15 protein-coding genes are annotated in these 15134 nt (G+C 68.9%); 14 read left to right on the forward strand and 1 reads right to left on the reverse strand.

All coding sequences use genetic code 11. From position 1 onward, the window contains the following. The first annotated feature begins 400 nt into the window (after positions 1-400). From QK440_RS17910 to QK440_RS17960, 11 genes are all read left to right on the forward strand, one after another. A complete protein-coding gene (locus QK440_RS17910; RefSeq protein WP_282794118.1) occupies positions 401-694 on the forward strand; it encodes a Dabb family protein in 294 nt (97 codons plus the stop codon). 11 nt (positions 695-705) lie between these two features. Continuing rightward, positions 706-2133 (forward strand): AMP-binding protein, encoded by a 1428-nt coding sequence (locus tag QK440_RS17915; protein WP_282794119.1) that lies wholly within the window; start codon positions 706-708, stop codon positions 2131-2133. Continuing rightward, positions 2133-3206 (forward strand): aminotransferase class IV, encoded by a 1074-nt coding sequence (locus tag QK440_RS17920; protein WP_282794120.1) that lies wholly within the window; start codon positions 2133-2135, stop codon positions 3204-3206. Before QK440_RS17915 ends, QK440_RS17920 begins: the two co-directional genes overlap by 1 nt. Continuing rightward, on the forward strand, positions 3193-3825 hold the full coding sequence (locus tag QK440_RS17925) for a prephenate dehydratase domain-containing protein (RefSeq protein WP_282794121.1): 633 nt from the start codon (positions 3193-3195) through the stop codon (positions 3823-3825). Before QK440_RS17920 ends, QK440_RS17925 begins: the two co-directional genes overlap by 14 nt. Further along, the gene (locus tag QK440_RS17930; RefSeq protein WP_282794122.1) at positions 3825-4811 is read left to right on the forward strand and encodes an ornithine cyclodeaminase family protein; all 987 of its coding nucleotides are present in this window, start codon (positions 3825-3827) and stop codon (positions 4809-4811) included. The genes QK440_RS17925 and QK440_RS17930 overlap by 1 nt, the downstream gene beginning before the upstream one ends. A gap of 49 nt (positions 4812-4860) precedes the next feature. After that, positions 4861-5154: a DUF1330 domain-containing protein gene (locus QK440_RS17935; protein WP_282794123.1), complete on the forward strand. Its 294-nt coding sequence runs from the start codon at positions 4861-4863 to the stop codon at positions 5152-5154. Next, positions 5151-6005, forward strand: a complete 855-nt coding sequence (locus QK440_RS17940; RefSeq protein ID WP_282794124.1) for a PhzF family phenazine biosynthesis protein — start codon at positions 5151-5153, stop codon at positions 6003-6005. Before QK440_RS17935 ends, QK440_RS17940 begins: the two co-directional genes overlap by 4 nt. A 676-nt stretch (positions 6006-6681) precedes the next feature. Further along, complete coding sequence (locus QK440_RS17945) at positions 6682-7059, forward strand: hypothetical protein (protein WP_282794125.1); 378 nt, start codon at positions 6682-6684, stop codon at positions 7057-7059. 98 nt (positions 7060-7157) lie between these two features. After that, complete coding sequence (locus tag QK440_RS17950; protein ID WP_282794126.1) at positions 7158-7307, forward strand: hypothetical protein; 150 nt, start codon at positions 7158-7160, stop codon at positions 7305-7307. 330 nt (positions 7308-7637) lie between these two features. Beyond that, positions 7638-8579 carry an ATP-binding cassette domain-containing protein gene (locus QK440_RS17955; RefSeq protein ID WP_282794127.1) on the forward strand — a complete coding sequence of 314 codons (942 nt, stop codon included), beginning with the start codon at positions 7638-7640 and terminating at the stop codon, positions 8577-8579. After that, positions 8576-9337 carry an ABC transporter permease gene (locus QK440_RS17960; protein WP_282794128.1) on the forward strand — a complete coding sequence of 254 codons (762 nt, stop codon included), beginning with the start codon at positions 8576-8578 and terminating at the stop codon, positions 9335-9337. Before QK440_RS17955 ends, QK440_RS17960 begins: the two co-directional genes overlap by 4 nt. On the opposite strand, the gene QK440_RS17965 is transcribed toward QK440_RS17960, so the two are convergent. Beyond that, positions 9321-12476, reverse strand: a complete 3156-nt coding sequence (locus QK440_RS17965; RefSeq protein ID WP_282794129.1) for a BTAD domain-containing putative transcriptional regulator — start codon at positions 12474-12476, stop codon at positions 9321-9323. The genes QK440_RS17960 and QK440_RS17965 overlap by 17 nt on opposite strands. A gap of 357 nt (positions 12477-12833) precedes the next feature. Here QK440_RS17965 and QK440_RS17970 point away from each other — a divergent pair, with 357 nt between their 5' ends. The 3 genes from QK440_RS17970 to QK440_RS17980 all read left to right on the forward strand — a co-directional run. Further along, entirely contained in the window at positions 12834-13064 is a 231-nt protein-coding gene (locus QK440_RS17970; protein ID WP_282794130.1) for a phosphopantetheine-binding protein, read from the forward strand. Then, on the forward strand, positions 13061-14311 hold the full coding sequence (locus tag QK440_RS17975; protein ID WP_282794131.1) for a cytochrome P450: 1251 nt from the start codon (positions 13061-13063) through the stop codon (positions 14309-14311). Before QK440_RS17970 ends, QK440_RS17975 begins: the two co-directional genes overlap by 4 nt. After that, a partial coding sequence (locus tag QK440_RS17980) for an alpha/beta fold hydrolase (RefSeq protein ID WP_282794132.1) occupies positions 14308-15134 on the forward strand: 827 nt, incomplete at its 3' end. The genes QK440_RS17975 and QK440_RS17980, both read left to right, overlap by 4 nt.

Genomic DNA, 15134 nt, shown 5'->3' on the forward strand with positions numbered 1-15134 from the left:
GCCTCGTCGAAGCGGCGTTCACTGGTTTCGGTGGGATGGCGGCGGTGTCCGGGACGGCGGCACAATCCGGCATTGCGGCGCCGTCCGCTCTCCCTTGAATCATGGCCCTGTCGTGCCCGACGATTCTGTGCGGTCGCCTATCTCAGCCAGTGATACGGGAGCGATTCGCGCGTAGTGTTGGTGGCCGGGAGAGAACCGGTTATTCGGAAGCCCCTTTGGCGCCGTCACTCGAGTAGGTAGCGATCACGACGCCCCTCTGCCGGAAAGTAGGGGTGCGGCGCGTTGCTCGTGCCCTTGTCCCGCCGGCGGGACAGTCCCACGGGGGCGGCGAAGAAACGAATCCACGGCACCGGGGACCGTGTGCACGAAGGCCAGCCGATGTCCGGAACGAAGGAGAATTGTGATCACGCATATCGTTCTTTTTAAGCTCAAGGACGGCATCGAGCGCTCCGCCCCGTCCGTGATCGAGGCGGAGAAGTTCGCCCGGGAAGTCGGTAATAAGGTTCCGGAACTCGTCGAATGGAGAGTGGGCTGGAACGCGGTCGACCGGGACATCTCCTACGACTTCGCCGTCATCGGCGTACTGCCAGATCTCGACGCCCTGGAGAGATATCAGAAGAACGCATTCCACCAGGAATCCGTGCAGAAGTGGCGAGCGATATCAGACTGGGTCGTCGCCGACCTTAACGATTAAGGGAGGACCGAGTGTTTACGCAATACGACCCGGGCGCGGCCGGGCTCACCGACGAACTGCGCAAGACTTTCGACGAGTTCGGTCGGGGCAAGTGGTCGGCCGATGACCTCGCCGCCTACCGGACCGACAAGCTCCGCGAGGTGCTCGCCTACGTCCGCACCAACTCCCCGTTCTACCGTGCCAGGCTCGCCGACCTCTCCGAGGCGACGATTGCCGGACTGGGCCTGGATGACATTCAGAACCTGCCCTTCACCACCAAGCAGGACCTCCAGCAGGCGCAGTTCGACATACTTTCGCTGCCCGTGTCCGAGGCTTGGACGTTCTACGAGACCACCGGTACCACCGGAAAGCCCACCCCCTGCCCCCGTACCAACGGTGACAGCATCCACAACAACACCGTTCTCACGGCCTACTATCGGGACATCTTCGCGCCGCACGGCGAGCACCAGGTCATCGGTATCTCCGGCCCCACGGAACTGCACGCCACGGGCGACACCTTCGGGGACGTCTGCCGAAACCTGGGCCACGCGGTGGCCAAGATGTGGCCGCACTCCCCGGTCATCGGCTTCGACCGGGCCCTTGAAGTCATGCGACTGCTGCCGATCACCAGTCTGTTCTGCACCCCCGGCATGGCCCTTCGCCTGGCCAAGAAAGCCATCGAGGCGGGCCTTGACCCTCAGCGGGACTTCTCCCTTGACGTCCTCATGCTTACCGGCGAGCTGATGTCGCCCAGCCTGCGGGAGAACATCGGTGCGCTGTGGGGCGCCGAGGCGTACAACTGCCTCTATGCCTCCCAGGAGGCGTCCGTCCTCGCGGCGGCCACCGCCGACGGCACGCTGCGCACCGCCCCGCTGATCAACCTGTACGAGGTGATCGACCCCGCCACCGGCGAGCCCGTGCCGCCGGGCCCCGACGGCGTGTACTACGGCGAACTGGTCATCACCAACCTGTACACCGGCGCCAAACCCCTCGTCCGCTACCGCACCGGCGACATGGTGCGCATGACCGACCCCGGGCCCGGCGCCGCCGTCCCCGCGCTGTCGCTCGAACCCGTCGGCCGCGTCCGCGACCGGCTCCAGCTCAACGGGCACCTCGTCAACGGCTACGACCTGGAGAACCTGCTGCTGCGCCGCTTCCGCGGCTACCTCGACTACCAGATCACCGTGACCCGTGACGAGAAGGGCACGGACCTCCTGTCCCTGACCCTCCACGCCGACCAGGACCGGTCCTGGTCGGACGCCATCAAACGGGCCGCTGTGGACTGCCGTGAGGAACTGGACACCACGCTGAGCGTGACCTTCGGTGACCCCGGCCCCATCACCAGCACCGGAGCCATGGTGAGCTGGAAGGCTGCCCGCGTGGTGGATCTCCGCGAGGCCGGCACTGGGGCCTCGGTGGAGTCCCACTCGGCCGAGCGGATCGCGGCGGGGAGGGTCTGATGGCCGGCGTCTCCGCCACCGACTCGCTCCCCGAGGTCACGCCCGCCGCCGCCCCTGCCCAGCGCCGTACGCAGCTGGGGCTCGGCGCATGGGCATACGACCGTGGCGAGTTCGTCCCATCAGGGGCCCCGCGACTGCCGCTGTCCACGCAGGGCCTGCACTACGGGACCGCGGTGTTCGAGGGCATCCGCGCCTACCGCGGGCACGACGGGGGGTTGCACCTGTTCAGGGCCCACGAGCACTACGTGCGCATGCTGCGCGCCTGCCGGATGCTGCGCATCACCGACATCCCGTCCACGCCCCAGGAACTCGTCGACCTCACCATAGAGTTGCTGCGCCGCAACGAGCACGACGGCGACGTCTACATCCGGCCCGTGGCGCACAAGCTCTCCTTGCTGCCGGGCACGCCTCCCGGGGTCACCCTGGCCGGGGTGTCCGACGCGTTGTCCATCACCACGTTCGGCTATCCGACGGTACGCGGCGTGCACGAGGTGCGCTGCGCCCTGAGCACTTGGCGGCGACCGCCCCGCGACGCGCTGCCTGCCCAGGCGAAGATCGCCGGAGGCTATGTAACCAGCGCCCTCGCTTGCGACGAGGCGCGCGCCGCCGGATACGACGACGCCATCCTGCTCGACCGGGCGGGCAACGTCGCTGAGGCGAGCACCGCCAACGTGTTCGCAGTGCGCAACGGCGTCCTCACCACCCCGCCGGACTCCGGCGACCTGCTGCCCGGCCTCACCCGGGACAGCGTGATCACCCTGTGCCAGGAGGCCGGGATGACGGTCCTGGAGCGTCCGCTCAGCCCCGCAGACCTCTACGCCGCCGACGAGGTGTTCCTCACCTCCACCGGCAAGGAGGTCGCCGCCGTGGTCGCGCTGTCCGGACGGGACATCGGCAGCGGCGCCGCGGGACCGGTCGCGGCTCGCGTGGCGGCGCTGTACACCGCGGCCGTGACGGCTCAGGACCCCCAGGGCGCCCGGGCGCACCCCGAGTGGCTCACCCCTCTCACCACTTCACACCCAGGCACAGCAACCCCAGGCAAAGGTAAGGGAAAAGCGGATGACGCTGCCTAACTTCCTCTCTCTCCTGCGTCCCGGTTCCGCCCAGCCCGAGGCGATCGGCACGCTCGGTCCGCCCGGCACGAGCAGCGAAGTGGCCGCGAGGCGGTACGCCGCTCAGATGGCCGGGCTCGACGGGCCGACCGCCGACATCCACCTCTTCGACACCTACGAGCAGGCCGGCGACGCGTTGCTCGCCCGTGAGGTGAGCCACATCGTCGTCGCCAACGCCTACAAGGGCATCAACCCGTTCTACATGGACCCGGACATCGAACTCGCCGGGGTCTTCGTCATGGACACCCCGCTGTACGGCATCGCCGTGCGCCGCGGCGGCCACCTGGTTCCCGACGCCCCGACCATCGCGAGCCACCCCGCGCCCGAGCCGATCATCGCGCAGCTCATGCCGCGCCGGCACGAGACGTACAAGGTCATCCATCACAACTCCACCAGTGCCGCCGCCCGCGCCGCCGTCGAGGGCACCGCCGACCTCGCGCTGACCACCGTGCCCGCCGCGCAGCTCCACGGCCTGGAGTTCATCTCCCGCACCCGGCCCATACGCATGGTCTGGTCGGTGTTCGGCAAGGCTGCGCACGCGCCTGGAACCGCGCACGCACCGCAGAAGGAGGCGAGCTGATGCTGCTGCTCAACGGAGACCACGTACGCCAGGCCCTGCCCGTGGCAGAGGCACACCGGGTGGTGGCCGAGGTGATGCGCCGCTACAGCGGCGGCGACGTCGTCCAGCCCGTGCGCACCGTGCTCGGCTCCGGGGACTCCTCGCTGCTCGGCGTCATGCCGTGTCATGTCAGCGGTGAGCCCGACGCGGGGTACGGTCTGAAGGCGGTGCTGCACGCGCCCGGCAACAGCGCCCGCGGCCTGCCGACGCACGTGGGCATGGTCGTGGTGTTCGACCCCGAGACCGCGCAGCCGCTGGCCCTGATCGACGGCGCGTCCGTGACCGCGCTGCGCACGGCCGCCGCGTCCGCCGTGGCGACCGAGGCCCTGGCCGCCCCGGACGCGGGCGACTTGGCCCTGATCGGCGCCGGGACGCAGGCGCGCAGCCATCTCCTCGCGCTGCGCGAGATCCGGACGCTGCGCCGGGTGCGGCTGTGGAACCGGGGTAGCGCGCGGGCCGAGGAGTTCGTGGCGTGGGCGCAGGAGCGGGCGGACATCGAGGTCGAGCTGACGGCGACGCCCGCAGACGCGCTGCGCGGTGCCGACCTGGTGTGCACGACGGTCGACACCGTCGAGCCGGTGGTGCAGGCAGCGGACTTGGCTGAGGGCGTGCACGTTAACGCTGTCGGCTCGTCCGTGCCGGGCAAGCGCGAGCTGGACGCCGCAGCAGTCGCCTCCTGCACGGTGTTCGTGGACAGCAGGGAGGGTGCGCTGCGCGAGTCCTCAGAGATCGCGGCGCCCGTCGAGGAGGGGCTGGTGCCCGCCGACCGGCCGCTGACCGAGATCGGAGAGGTGCTTCTTGGCAAGCACCCGGGCCGCACGGCTCCCGCCGAGCGCACGCTCTACAAATCGCTGGGTATGGCCGCGCAGGACGTCGCCTCAGGATTTGCCATCGTCCGCGCTGCACGACGCCTCGGCATCGGCACTGAGGCCGACTTCACCTGCTGAGCCCCACCCGCCCCCCGCGATCCATCTGAGAGGACACGGTAGACACGGCATGACGGCACTACTGATCGGCAACGTCGGCGTCATCGGCGACAAGGAGGCCATGGCGGAGTACCGCGCGAAGGTCCTCGAGACACTGCAGCTCTACGGCGGCGGATTCGTCATCCGCGGCGGGGAGTTCGAGGTCCTGGAGGGCGACTGGAGACCCGAGCACCTGTCAGTGATGGGTTTCCCTACGGCCAAGGACGCCCGTCGCTGGTACACCTCACCCGAGTACCGCGCCATCGTGCCGTTGCGCGAAGGCACACACATGGACCTGGTCCTGGTCGAGGGTGAGGGTGCATGACGCCGCTGCCCTCCCGCCGCCGGCGCTCCTTCGCGCAGGTCGATGTGTTCACCGAGGTCCCCTACCTGGGCAATCCCGTCGCCGTCGTCCTGGACGGCGACGGGATCCACGACGAGGACATGGCGCGGATCGCGCAGTGGACCAACCTGTCCGAGACGACATTCGTCGTCCCGCCCACCTGTGTCGATGCCGACTACGGGCTGCGCATCTTCACGCCGGGCGGCGAGATCCCGTTCGCCGGGCACCCCACGCTGGGCTCCGCGCACGCCTGGCTGGAGGCCGGGGGAACCCCGAAAAAGTCCGGGCAGGTGACCCAGGAATGCGGCGCGGGACTCGTCCAGGTGCGTGTCACCGACGACGGGCTAGGTTTCCTCGCCCCCGCGCTGCGCCGCAGCGGGCCCCTCGACGAGGAGCACGTGGAGCGCATCGCCCGCGGCCTTCGCGTCGACCGCACCCGGATCACCGGCCACCAGTGGGTCGACAACGGGCCCGGCTGGGCCGCCGTGCAGCTCGCGTCAGCCGCGGAGGTCCTGGCACTGGAGCCGGACGAGCGGCACATGCACGACCTGACACTCGGAGTCATCGGCGCCTACCCCAAGGGCTCGCCCGTGCGATACGAGGTGCGGGCCTTCGCGCTGCCCAAGGGCGTGCGCGAGGACCCAGTCACCGGCAGCCTCACCGCGGGGCTCGCCCAGTGGCTCATCGGCGCCGGGGCGGCACCGCGCGACTTCCGAGTCGGCCAGGGCGCACGCCTGGGGCGCCAGGGCGTGCTCACCGTTCAGGCGCGGGGCGAGGACATCTGGGTCGGTGGCGAGAGCGTGACCTGTGTAAGCGGCACCCTTCTCGCCTGAACGCCCACCGCCGGAACAGCCGATGCGGCGGAAATATTCAACCGTCTCGTACTTTCCTTTGCGGCATCCTTCCGTGGGCGGTTCCGATCAACACCAGAGCGATAGTGGATCATTGCCCCGGCCAAATTCGGAACCGCCCGCGCGTGGTCGTGTCACGCTGTCCGCTGACAGGACAGGGCTACCCGGGCCCCACCGGAAGGCTTGGACGGTCTTGATCCGTGGGGCACCGTGCCGGAAGCGAACGACTAAGTCTGGCGGCGACTTTGCCGCCGCATGTGCGTGTGCCACTGAGGCAGCGATGGTAAAGCGATCAGAACACCTGAGAAAAAATTTGACAACCTGCCTGCTCCGGGGTGGCGAGGTCGCATTCCTCTGCCTGCTCACGATTCGTTGGCGGAAACCGCGCGAACGCATGGCGAAGACATCGTCGTGTGAAATGGTGAACATGAACTGACGCACGTCGGCTCGCGCTTCGGGTGCGTGATGTCGCTGGTCCTCCCAGCGACCACGCAATCACCCCGGACAACCGTGTCCCTGCTCGTTGCGTATCCGGTCAAACACCTCAAGCACATGGCTTACGGTAGTGCCGACCAACGCTCTGTAGTTCACCGGTGAGGCGCGTACCTCGCCCTCAAGGCTCTCACCCTCCGTGTTACGCCGTCTGGCCCTGGCGGCCGTGGCACACCCCCAGATGCTCCTGCACAGAGCGTCCATGTGCGCCCGGCGGGAGGCTCTCGGCATCCTCACCGCGGAAGCGGCGAGCGACGTGTCCGAGGCGGAGGTCGTGCTCGACGCGAAGTGGGTGACAGAGGAGAGGTGCTACGGAGCGTACTGGGTCAACTACGCCATGTACGCGCTCCGCAACATGCGGGCCCGGCTCATCCTGTGTGGATACCTCGACGCGAACGGGATGATCTCCTACGGAGACATGTTCGCTTGGGTGTGCCGCTACTTCCGCACCAGGACCGACTCCGAGGTGTGCCAGTTCTGCATCCAGTCCACGAAGGACCGGGCCCACTGTGACCTGCTGAGCACCGGCAAGACCGCCCACTAGCCCTCAGTGCGCACCGCGAGGAGTTCGACCGGCTGCTGCCCGACTTCGTCACCGCCCGGGACTGGCGGGCCGTCCCGATGGCACGCCAGGTCTGCGACATGCACCTCCTCGCCCGCGCCTACATCTACCGAGAGCCGGTGCGCATTCCCGACTACGAGTTCACCGAGGTTGTGCTGTGCGGCCACCCGGGCGACCGGGGCTTTCTGGTGGAGGCATCACCGGAGCTGTATCGCCTGCCGGCGGACTGAGGGATGGCCGAGCCCACCGACGACGAGCGAGCGGACCGGATCAGCCTGCACATCGATTACCGCGGCCGCTAGAAGATGCCGTACCAGCCGCAGCGCGGCCTGGAGCAAACGCGAACTACTGCCAGGGCATGGTGCTGCGGTCCTGCGAAATCCTGCCCACCATCCAGGTCACCTCCGACGAGGCCCTCACCGTCGCCTGACGTCGGCCGGAGCGGCTCCGCAACCGCTCCGGCCCACCAGTGTTGTCGATGTCCCGTGTCAGTGGTCATGTCAGTGGTCGTGTCAGGGGCGTGACCGGTCGGTGTCAGGCCCACTAGGGACAGTGAGGGCATGAAAAGTTCGGCAATTGCAGTTTCGGGGCTGCGCAAGTCATTCGGCGGCAAGGTCGTGCTCGACGGCATCGACTTCGCTGTCGCCTCGGGATCGGTCTTCTCCTTGCTCGGCCCGAACGGTGCGGGCAAGACAACGACAGTGAATATCCTGGCGACGTTGATGAAGGCCGACGCCGGGACAGTGAGTATCGCCGGCCATAACGTGGCGACCGCGACCAAAAAGGTGCGCTCTACCATCGGTGTGACCGGTCAGTTCGCCGCAGTGGACGAACTGCTCTCGGGCCGGGAAAACCTGCAACTGGTGGCGGACCTGAAGCGCGTGCGTTCCGGTCACCAGGTGGTCACGCGGCTGCTGGAGCGGTTCGACCTGGCGGAGTCCGCAGACAAGATGGCGGCGACCTACTCCGGAGGCATGCGCCGCAAGCTGGACCTGGCGATGACGCTGGTCGGCAACCCGCAGATCATCTTCCTGGACGAACCGACGACAGGTCTCGATCCGCGGAGCAGGCGCACGATGTGGGGGATCGTCCGCGATCTGGTGGCCGACGGCACCACCATCTTCCTCACCACTCAGTATCTTGAAGAAGCCGATCAGCTCGCCGACCAGATCGCGGTGCTCGACCAGGGCCGCCTGGTCGCCCAGGGCACCGCCGAGGAACTCAAGCGCCAGATCCCCGGCACCCATGTCCGGCTTCGCTTCGCCAACCTCGACGAGCTCGACACGGCGGCGCGGGCCCTGCCCGGGGCCTCGCGGGACGACCAGGACTTGATCCTGCGCGTGCCGAGCGACGGCCAGTCGAGGTCGCTGCGGGACCTGCTGGACCGGCTCGACGAACACATGATCAATGCCCAGGAGTTCTCCGTGCACACACCGGACCTCGACGACGTCTTCCTCGCCCTGACCGGGCACAAGAGCGAGCAGGAGGCGATCGCACAGTGAGCACTGTCGCGACGGCGCTGACCGATTCGACGATCATGTTGCGCCGCAACTTGAAGCACACCCTGCGGAACCCGGTCACCGTGTTCAACGCGGTCCTGTTCCCGATCGTGGTCATGCTCCTGTTCGTCAAGGTGTTCGGCGGCGCGTTCAGCGTCGGCGACGACTACATCGACTACGCGACGCCGGGGATGCTCGTGATGGGCGTCAGCTACGGTCTTGGCGCCACCGCGGTGGCCGTGCACGACGACATGGCGAAGGGCATCATCAACCGGTTCAAGGCCATGGACGTCTCCCGGGGTGCCGTGCTGACCGGGCAGGTCGTCGTCACCACAGTGCGCTGTCTGGTGGCCAACGCGGCCATCATCGGGGTGGCCTTCGCGATGGGGTTCTCTCCGGACGCGAGCGCTCTCGACTGGCTCGGTGTGCTCGGTCTCGTCGTGCTCCTCGCCTTCGGAGCCAGCTGGCTCACCGTCGCCCTGGGGCTGGCCGCGAAATCCGCGGAGTCGGCAGGCCTGGCCGCCGTGCCGCTGATCATGCTGCCGTTCCTGAGTAGCGCGTTCGTGCCCGCGGACACGATGGGGACCGGCATGCGGCAGTTCGCCGAGTACCAGCCCTTCACCCCGATCATCGAGACGCTGCGCGGGCTGCTGATGGGTAACGCGTCGGGCGGCGACGCAATCGCGGCGCTTGCCTGGTGCGTTGGGCTCGCTCTCCTCGGGTACCTGTGGTCGATCTCCTCGTTCAACAAGCGAACGTGATCTCGACCAGCTGAGACCAGCTGGTCTGTGCCCCCTCCCGAGCCGCCTCGGCGAACCCCGTGTCGCCGAGGCGGCGACGTGCTGTCTGCTCGATCCGGGCCACGTCCGGGTGGGAGCGGTCTTGTAGCCCGCGCACGCCCGCGCTCGCCGCCAGCAGCCGCGCGGCCTGCTCGTGCTCGTCGCGGCGCAGTGCCAGGTCAGCGACCCCGACGAGTACCTGTGCGATCAGCGGCGCGTGTCCCGCCTCGGACGCCGCCTCGCAGGCCGCCTCGCGGTGCCTGCGGGCCTCGTCGAGGTCGTTGGTGAGATAGCCCAACAGGTCCTCGGTCACCGCACGGATATTCGACCGCTCCGCTTCCTCGCCCAGCGCGGCCCTCGCAATGCCGAGTTGTCTGTGTGCCTCCTCGGCGTTGCCACTCCACCGGGCGAGTTCCGCCTCCGCGAGGGCCAGCTCGGCAAGCGCGTCCGGCCACGTGACCTGCTCCGCGCTCCGGTGCGCCTCAGCGATGGCGGCCGCCACGGCGTTCTTGTCGCCCATCAGCCAGTACAGCTGCGCCTGCCGCGACCGCATCCGGACGACGTCCTCGGCGGCACCGACCTCCGTGACGACCATGATCGCCTGCTCATAGTGCTCGCACGCGCCGGCGAACTCGCCGCGCATAGCAATCCGGTCCGCCAGTACGGTCAGGGCGAACGAGATCCCGAAGCGCTCCCCAAGCGCCCGGAAATCGGCGAGCGCGCGCTCCAGGTAGGCATCCGCGTCCCGCCCATCCCGGCCGAGCATGATCCGCATCTTGCCCATGTGCAGCCGGGCCATCGCGCGCACCCAGGGGTCCTCGTCATCCAACAGCGGTTCGAACGCGGGCAAGAATGCGTCGGGCGCCCGTAGCATGCGTTCCATCGGAGCGATGAACCCCAGGACCGGGTGGCTGATCCGGCAACGCTGGCTGAGCTGGTAGGTCCGGTGAATCCACTCCGCGGCCTCGTGCTCGTCGCCGCTCCGCCCGGAGCTGATGAACATCGCAATGAGGGCGTACACCACGGCGCGGACCTCGTCGGTCGCCTCGCCTGGCGTCTTGCTGGCCGCGGTGAGGAGGTCGAAACCCTCCGTCTTGTGGCCGCCGAGATACCAGTACCAGCCCGCGCCCGCCGCGAGCCGCATCGCCGCCTGGGCCTGGCCCGCCGCCAGCGCGCCGCGCATGGCCGCACCGATGTTGTCGTGCTCGGTTTCGAGCGTGGCCAGCCAATGCAGTTGATCGGCGCGGCGCAGATGCGGATCTGCGGTCTCGACGAGCTCGGTGAAGTAGGCCAGGTGTGCCTGGCGCGCCTGGTTCGTCTCTCCTGCCTCGGCGAGCCGGTGTCGTGCGTACTCCTTGATCGTGCCAATCATGCGGTAGCGCGGTGCGCTGTCACCCTCGGCGACCAACAGCGACTTCTCGGTCAGCGCGGTGAGTAGCTCGATCACCTGTTCGGGCTCGACCGCGTCGCCCGCGCAGACCTGCTCAGCCGCCTCCAGGCTCGCCCCGTCGGAGAACACCGAGAGCCTACGCAGGACCACCCGTTCAGCGTGGGAGAGCAGCTCCCAGCTCCAGTCGATCGCCGCGCGCAAGGTCTTGTGCCGTGGCAGCGCGGTCCGGCTGCCGCTGGTCAGCAGGCGGAAGCGGTCGTCGAGCCGGTTAGCGAGCAGGTCGATGGGCAGGGTGCGCAACCGGGCCGCTGCCAGTTCGATCGCCAGCGGCATCCCGTCGAGCGCCCGGCAGACGCGCGCCATCGTCGCCAGTGTGCGGTCCTCGGCCGCCAGGTTCCGGCGTACGGCACCGGCTCGGTCCCGCAGCAGCTGGACGGCGGGGGAGGAAGCGATCTGGCCGAGGTCTGCGTCCTCCGCCGGCAGGGCCAGCGGCTCGACGTGCCACAGTGCCTCCCCGGTGATGCCGAGCGGTTCCCGGCTCGTCGCCAGGATCCGCAGCCGCCGGCACTCCCCGAGTACCCGGTGGGCGAACACGGCCGTGGGCTCGATCACGTGCTCGCAGTTGTCCAGGATCAGCAGCGCCTCCCGCTCGCGGATGGCGGCGATAAGACGATCTGTCAGCTTCGCGTTCGGGGCCCCGCCGAGCAGGGCGTCCCGCAGGCTCAGCCCGGCGAGCGTCGTCTGCGCCACGTCGGCCACAGTGCCGTTGGCGCGGATGGCGGCAAGCTCCACCAGCCAGGCCCCGTCCGGCAGCTCGTCGAGCAGGGTGCGCGCCGTCTCCGCGGCCAGCCGGGACTTCCCCGAACCGGCCGGCCCGATCACGGTGGTGAGCCGGTGCTCGGCGATGAGCCCTCGGACCGCGGCGACGTCGGCATCCTTGCCGACAAAGGTGGTCAGTTCGGCGCGCAGGTTGGTCTTGCGGGTCTCCTCCCGCCGCCCCAGCTCGCCCCGCAGTAGCGCGACGTGCAGCGCGGCCAGCTCCGGCGACGGGTCGACGCCCAACGCATCGGCCAGGAGTTCCCGCGCGCGCTGGTAGGCCAGGAGAGCCTCGCTGTCACGGCCTGCCGCGGCGAGGGCGCGCATCAGTGCGGCGACGAGCGGTTCGCGCAGCGGGTGCGCGGTCACCAGGTCGGTCAGTTCCGGGATCATCTCCGCACCGCGCCCGAGGGCCATCTCCGCCTCGACCCGGTCCTCCGTCGCGGTCAGGCGCAGTTCCTCAAGCCGGACGACCGCCGCGTTGAACGCGGCGCTGCCCTGCAAACCGATGTCCTGCATGGCAGCACCGCGCCACAGCTCCAGGGCCTCGCGCAGCAGCTGTACCCGCTGGGCGCTGTGCTCGGGGCGGGCCCGGCCCGCGATGACGAGGCGTTCGAACCGCACGGCGTCGACGGCATCAGGCTCCACCATCAGTCGGTAGCCGTCCGTCTGCCCTTCGACCATCCCGCCCGGCAGCGCCTTGCGCAGCCGGGAGACCAGGCGCTGGAGGGCGTTCGTCGCATCGGCGGGCGGGTGCTCCCCCCAGATCCAGTCGATGAGCGACGCCTTCGGGACCACGTGACCCGGCTTGAGCGCCAAGGCGACCAGCAGTCCGCGCAGCCGCGCACCGGGCACCTCGACTAAGCCGCCGTCGGCTGGACGAACCTCGAACGAACCCAGCATCGCTATCTGCACCCGCCGATTCTGCCACGGGCGCTGAGCAGGCCTCCAACCTGTTGACGCGCTGCGCCAGGCCACCCCGCAGACGTGCCGCGGTGGTCCTGTCGGCGGGACAGCTAGTGCCCGGCGGGATGTCCGCCCCTCGTCAACTCTTGCCCTGTATTTACCTGGGCAATTACGCTCGCATCGCGACAGCCTCCCACCCGCTTTCTGGTATGGGCATGGCTGCTTTCGGCGAGGCACTCGTCCGGCCCGTTGGAATACTTTGTCTCGCCAGCGGGACAGTGAAAAGGGCGCCAATGGGCACTGCAATTGGAACAGGAAAGGCTGGAAATGGAGTCAGACTCGCACTCCGCGCCTACAGGTGCACCGGTGTCACTCGTGCAAGAGGTCGCGGCGCTGTGGCAGGACCACCTCGATGGCCGTGAAGTAGGGGCGGACGATGACTTCTTCGAGCTCGGAGGCAATTCTCTGATCGGCATCAAGGTCATCGACCGGGTGTCCCAAGAATATGGCGTCGAGCTGTCCGTGCGCGATTTTTACCTGGCGCAGACCCCGGCACGGGTCGCTGAGCTGATCGAGCGAGAGAGGGCGCGGACGTGAGGTTGACACCAGGTCCGAGGCGCGACATCGACCTCGACCGGGTCAACCTGTTCGACCTGGACCTCTACGCTTCGGGCGATCCGCACCCGGTCTGGGACGTGATGCGGAAGAAGCATCCCCTGCACCACCAAGTCCTGCCCGACGGTCGGGAGTTCTGGTCCGTAACCCGTTACGACGACGTGTGCCGGGTGCTTGGTGACCACCGGGAGTTCACCTCCGAGCGTGGTACGACGCCTACCCACGTCGGCGTGGACGACCCCGCGGCGGGCCTCCTCCTCACGTCCACCGACCCGCCCCGGCACACCGAGGTCCGCAGGCCGCTCGGTGCCAAGTTCACGGCCCGGGCGGTGAAGTCATGGGAGGGCTCGATCCGGGGTACGGTCCGGCGCTTCCTCGAACCGGCCCTCGACGGCGAGACCTTCGACCTGGCCGAGCAGGCGCTGCTCCTCCCGGCGATGGTCACGGGCCCGCTGCTCGGGATCCCACCGAAGGACTGGGAGCAACTTGTCCAGCTGACCGCGATGGTGACGGCTCCTGCGGATCCGCACTTTCAGCACGGCAGCGAAGCCGCGACCCTCGCCATCGCTCACCACGAGCTGGTCACCTACGTCAAGGAGTGGGTCAAGGACCGGAGGGCGGCCGGGGGCGAGGAGCACACCCTGCTCGACCACCTCATGAGTGTCCGCGCGGGCGGCGAGCCACTGACCGACGACGAGATCGCCCTCGACGGCTACAGCATCCTCCTGGGCGCCAATGTGACGACGCCGCACACCGTGTCGGGCACGGTGCACGCGCTCATCGAGCGGCCCGAGCAGTTCGCCAAGGCGCAGGCCGACCCCTCGCTGATCCCGAACCTGGTCGAGGAAGGGCTGCGTTGGACGTCGGCCGCCTGCAACTTCATGAGGTACGCGGTGAACGACGTCGAGATCGCCGGGGGCACCGTCCCGGCCCGTGCCGCGGTCGTCGCCTGGATCGGGTCGGCTAACCGGGATGCGTCCCAGTTCCCCGATCCGCACGCCTTCGACATCACGCGAGACGGCGCGAAGCGCCAGGTCGCCTTCGGGTTCGGACCCCACTTCTGCATCGGGGCGCCGCTGGCCCGGCTCACCCTGCGCGTTTTCTTCGAGGAACTGCTCCAGCGGTTCAGCTCGATCGAACTCGACGGCGAGCCGCAGCACCTTCGGTCGTACTTCATCGCCGGAATGACCCACCTGCCCATCGTCGCCCAGAAGCGGAGGACGCTATGACCTCCGGCCCCGCCTCCACACCCTCACCGTGGTTCGTCAGGCCCCCTGCCACCGACAGCCCCGCCCGGATATTCTGCTTCCCTTACTCCGGGTCCGGGGCCTCGGCCTTCAGCGCCTGGCCGACCGCGATCGACGACGTCGAGGTCTGCCCCGTGCAGTTCCCCGGCCGCGAGAACCGGCTGGCCCACCCCCACTACGGCACCTACGAAAACCTCGCCGACGGCCTGACCGACGCACTGGAGCCGTTGCTCGACCGGCCGTTCGCGTTCTTCGCGCACTGCGCGGGCGCGCTGCCTGCCTACGAGACCGTACTCCGACTCAGAGAACAGGGCCTGCCCGGGCCGGAGTGTCTCTTCGTGTCGGGCCAGCCCGCACCGCACGATGCCGCACGCGACCGGATGCTCACCATGACCGAGACCGAACTGCGCGCCGAGCTAGAGTCGGTGATCCGCGGCCGGGGGATTGAGCCCCGGCCGGACATGGTCGAGCTCGGCATGGCCGTGCTGCTCCGGGACCTCGCCGCCGCGCGTGAGTACCGCAGGACCGAGCCGGCCAGGGTCGGCTGCCCGGTCGTCGCACTGCACTGGCGAGACGACCCCGACGTGAGCCTCGACCAGCTCGAAGGATGGCGTCAGTACGCGGACTCCGTCGACGTCCACGTCCTCGACGGCGGTCACCACGCGTTTATGCACGCGCCGGACGAGCTGCGGAAGCTGCTGACTTCCTGGCGGGTGGGGGGGGGCGGGGGGGGGGGGGGGGGGGCGGGCGACGGAGCTCGCAAGCCCCCACCAGCCCGCAGACACAACACACCCCCACGCCGCGC

The organism is Streptomyces sp. CC224B (assembly GCF_030010595.1).
Lineage (GTDB): Bacteria > Actinomycetota > Actinomycetes > Streptomycetales > Streptomycetaceae > Streptomyces > Streptomyces longispororuber.

What these genes read in the sequence shown, in the direction of transcription:
- QK440_RS17920 (WP_282794120.1), top strand. Translation starts at nt 2,133, where the DNA reads ATGGCCGGCGTCTCCGCCACCGACTCGCTCCCCGAGGTCACGCCCGCC.
- QK440_RS17925 (WP_282794121.1), top strand. Translation starts at nt 3,193, where the DNA reads ATGACGCTGCCTAACTTCCTCTCTCTCCTGCGTCCCGGTTCCGCCCAG.
- QK440_RS17930 (WP_282794122.1), top strand. Translation starts at nt 3,825, where the DNA reads ATGCTGCTGCTCAACGGAGACCACGTACGCCAGGCCCTGCCCGTGGCA.
- QK440_RS17935 (WP_282794123.1), top strand. Translation starts at nt 4,861, where the DNA reads ATGACGGCACTACTGATCGGCAACGTCGGCGTCATCGGCGACAAGGAG.
- QK440_RS17940 (WP_282794124.1), top strand. Translation starts at nt 5,151, where the DNA reads ATGACGCCGCTGCCCTCCCGCCGCCGGCGCTCCTTCGCGCAGGTCGAT.
- QK440_RS17950 (WP_282794126.1), top strand. Translation starts at nt 7,158, where the DNA reads ATGCACCTCCTCGCCCGCGCCTACATCTACCGAGAGCCGGTGCGCATT.
- QK440_RS17955 (WP_282794127.1), top strand. Translation starts at nt 7,638, where the DNA reads ATGAAAAGTTCGGCAATTGCAGTTTCGGGGCTGCGCAAGTCATTCGGC.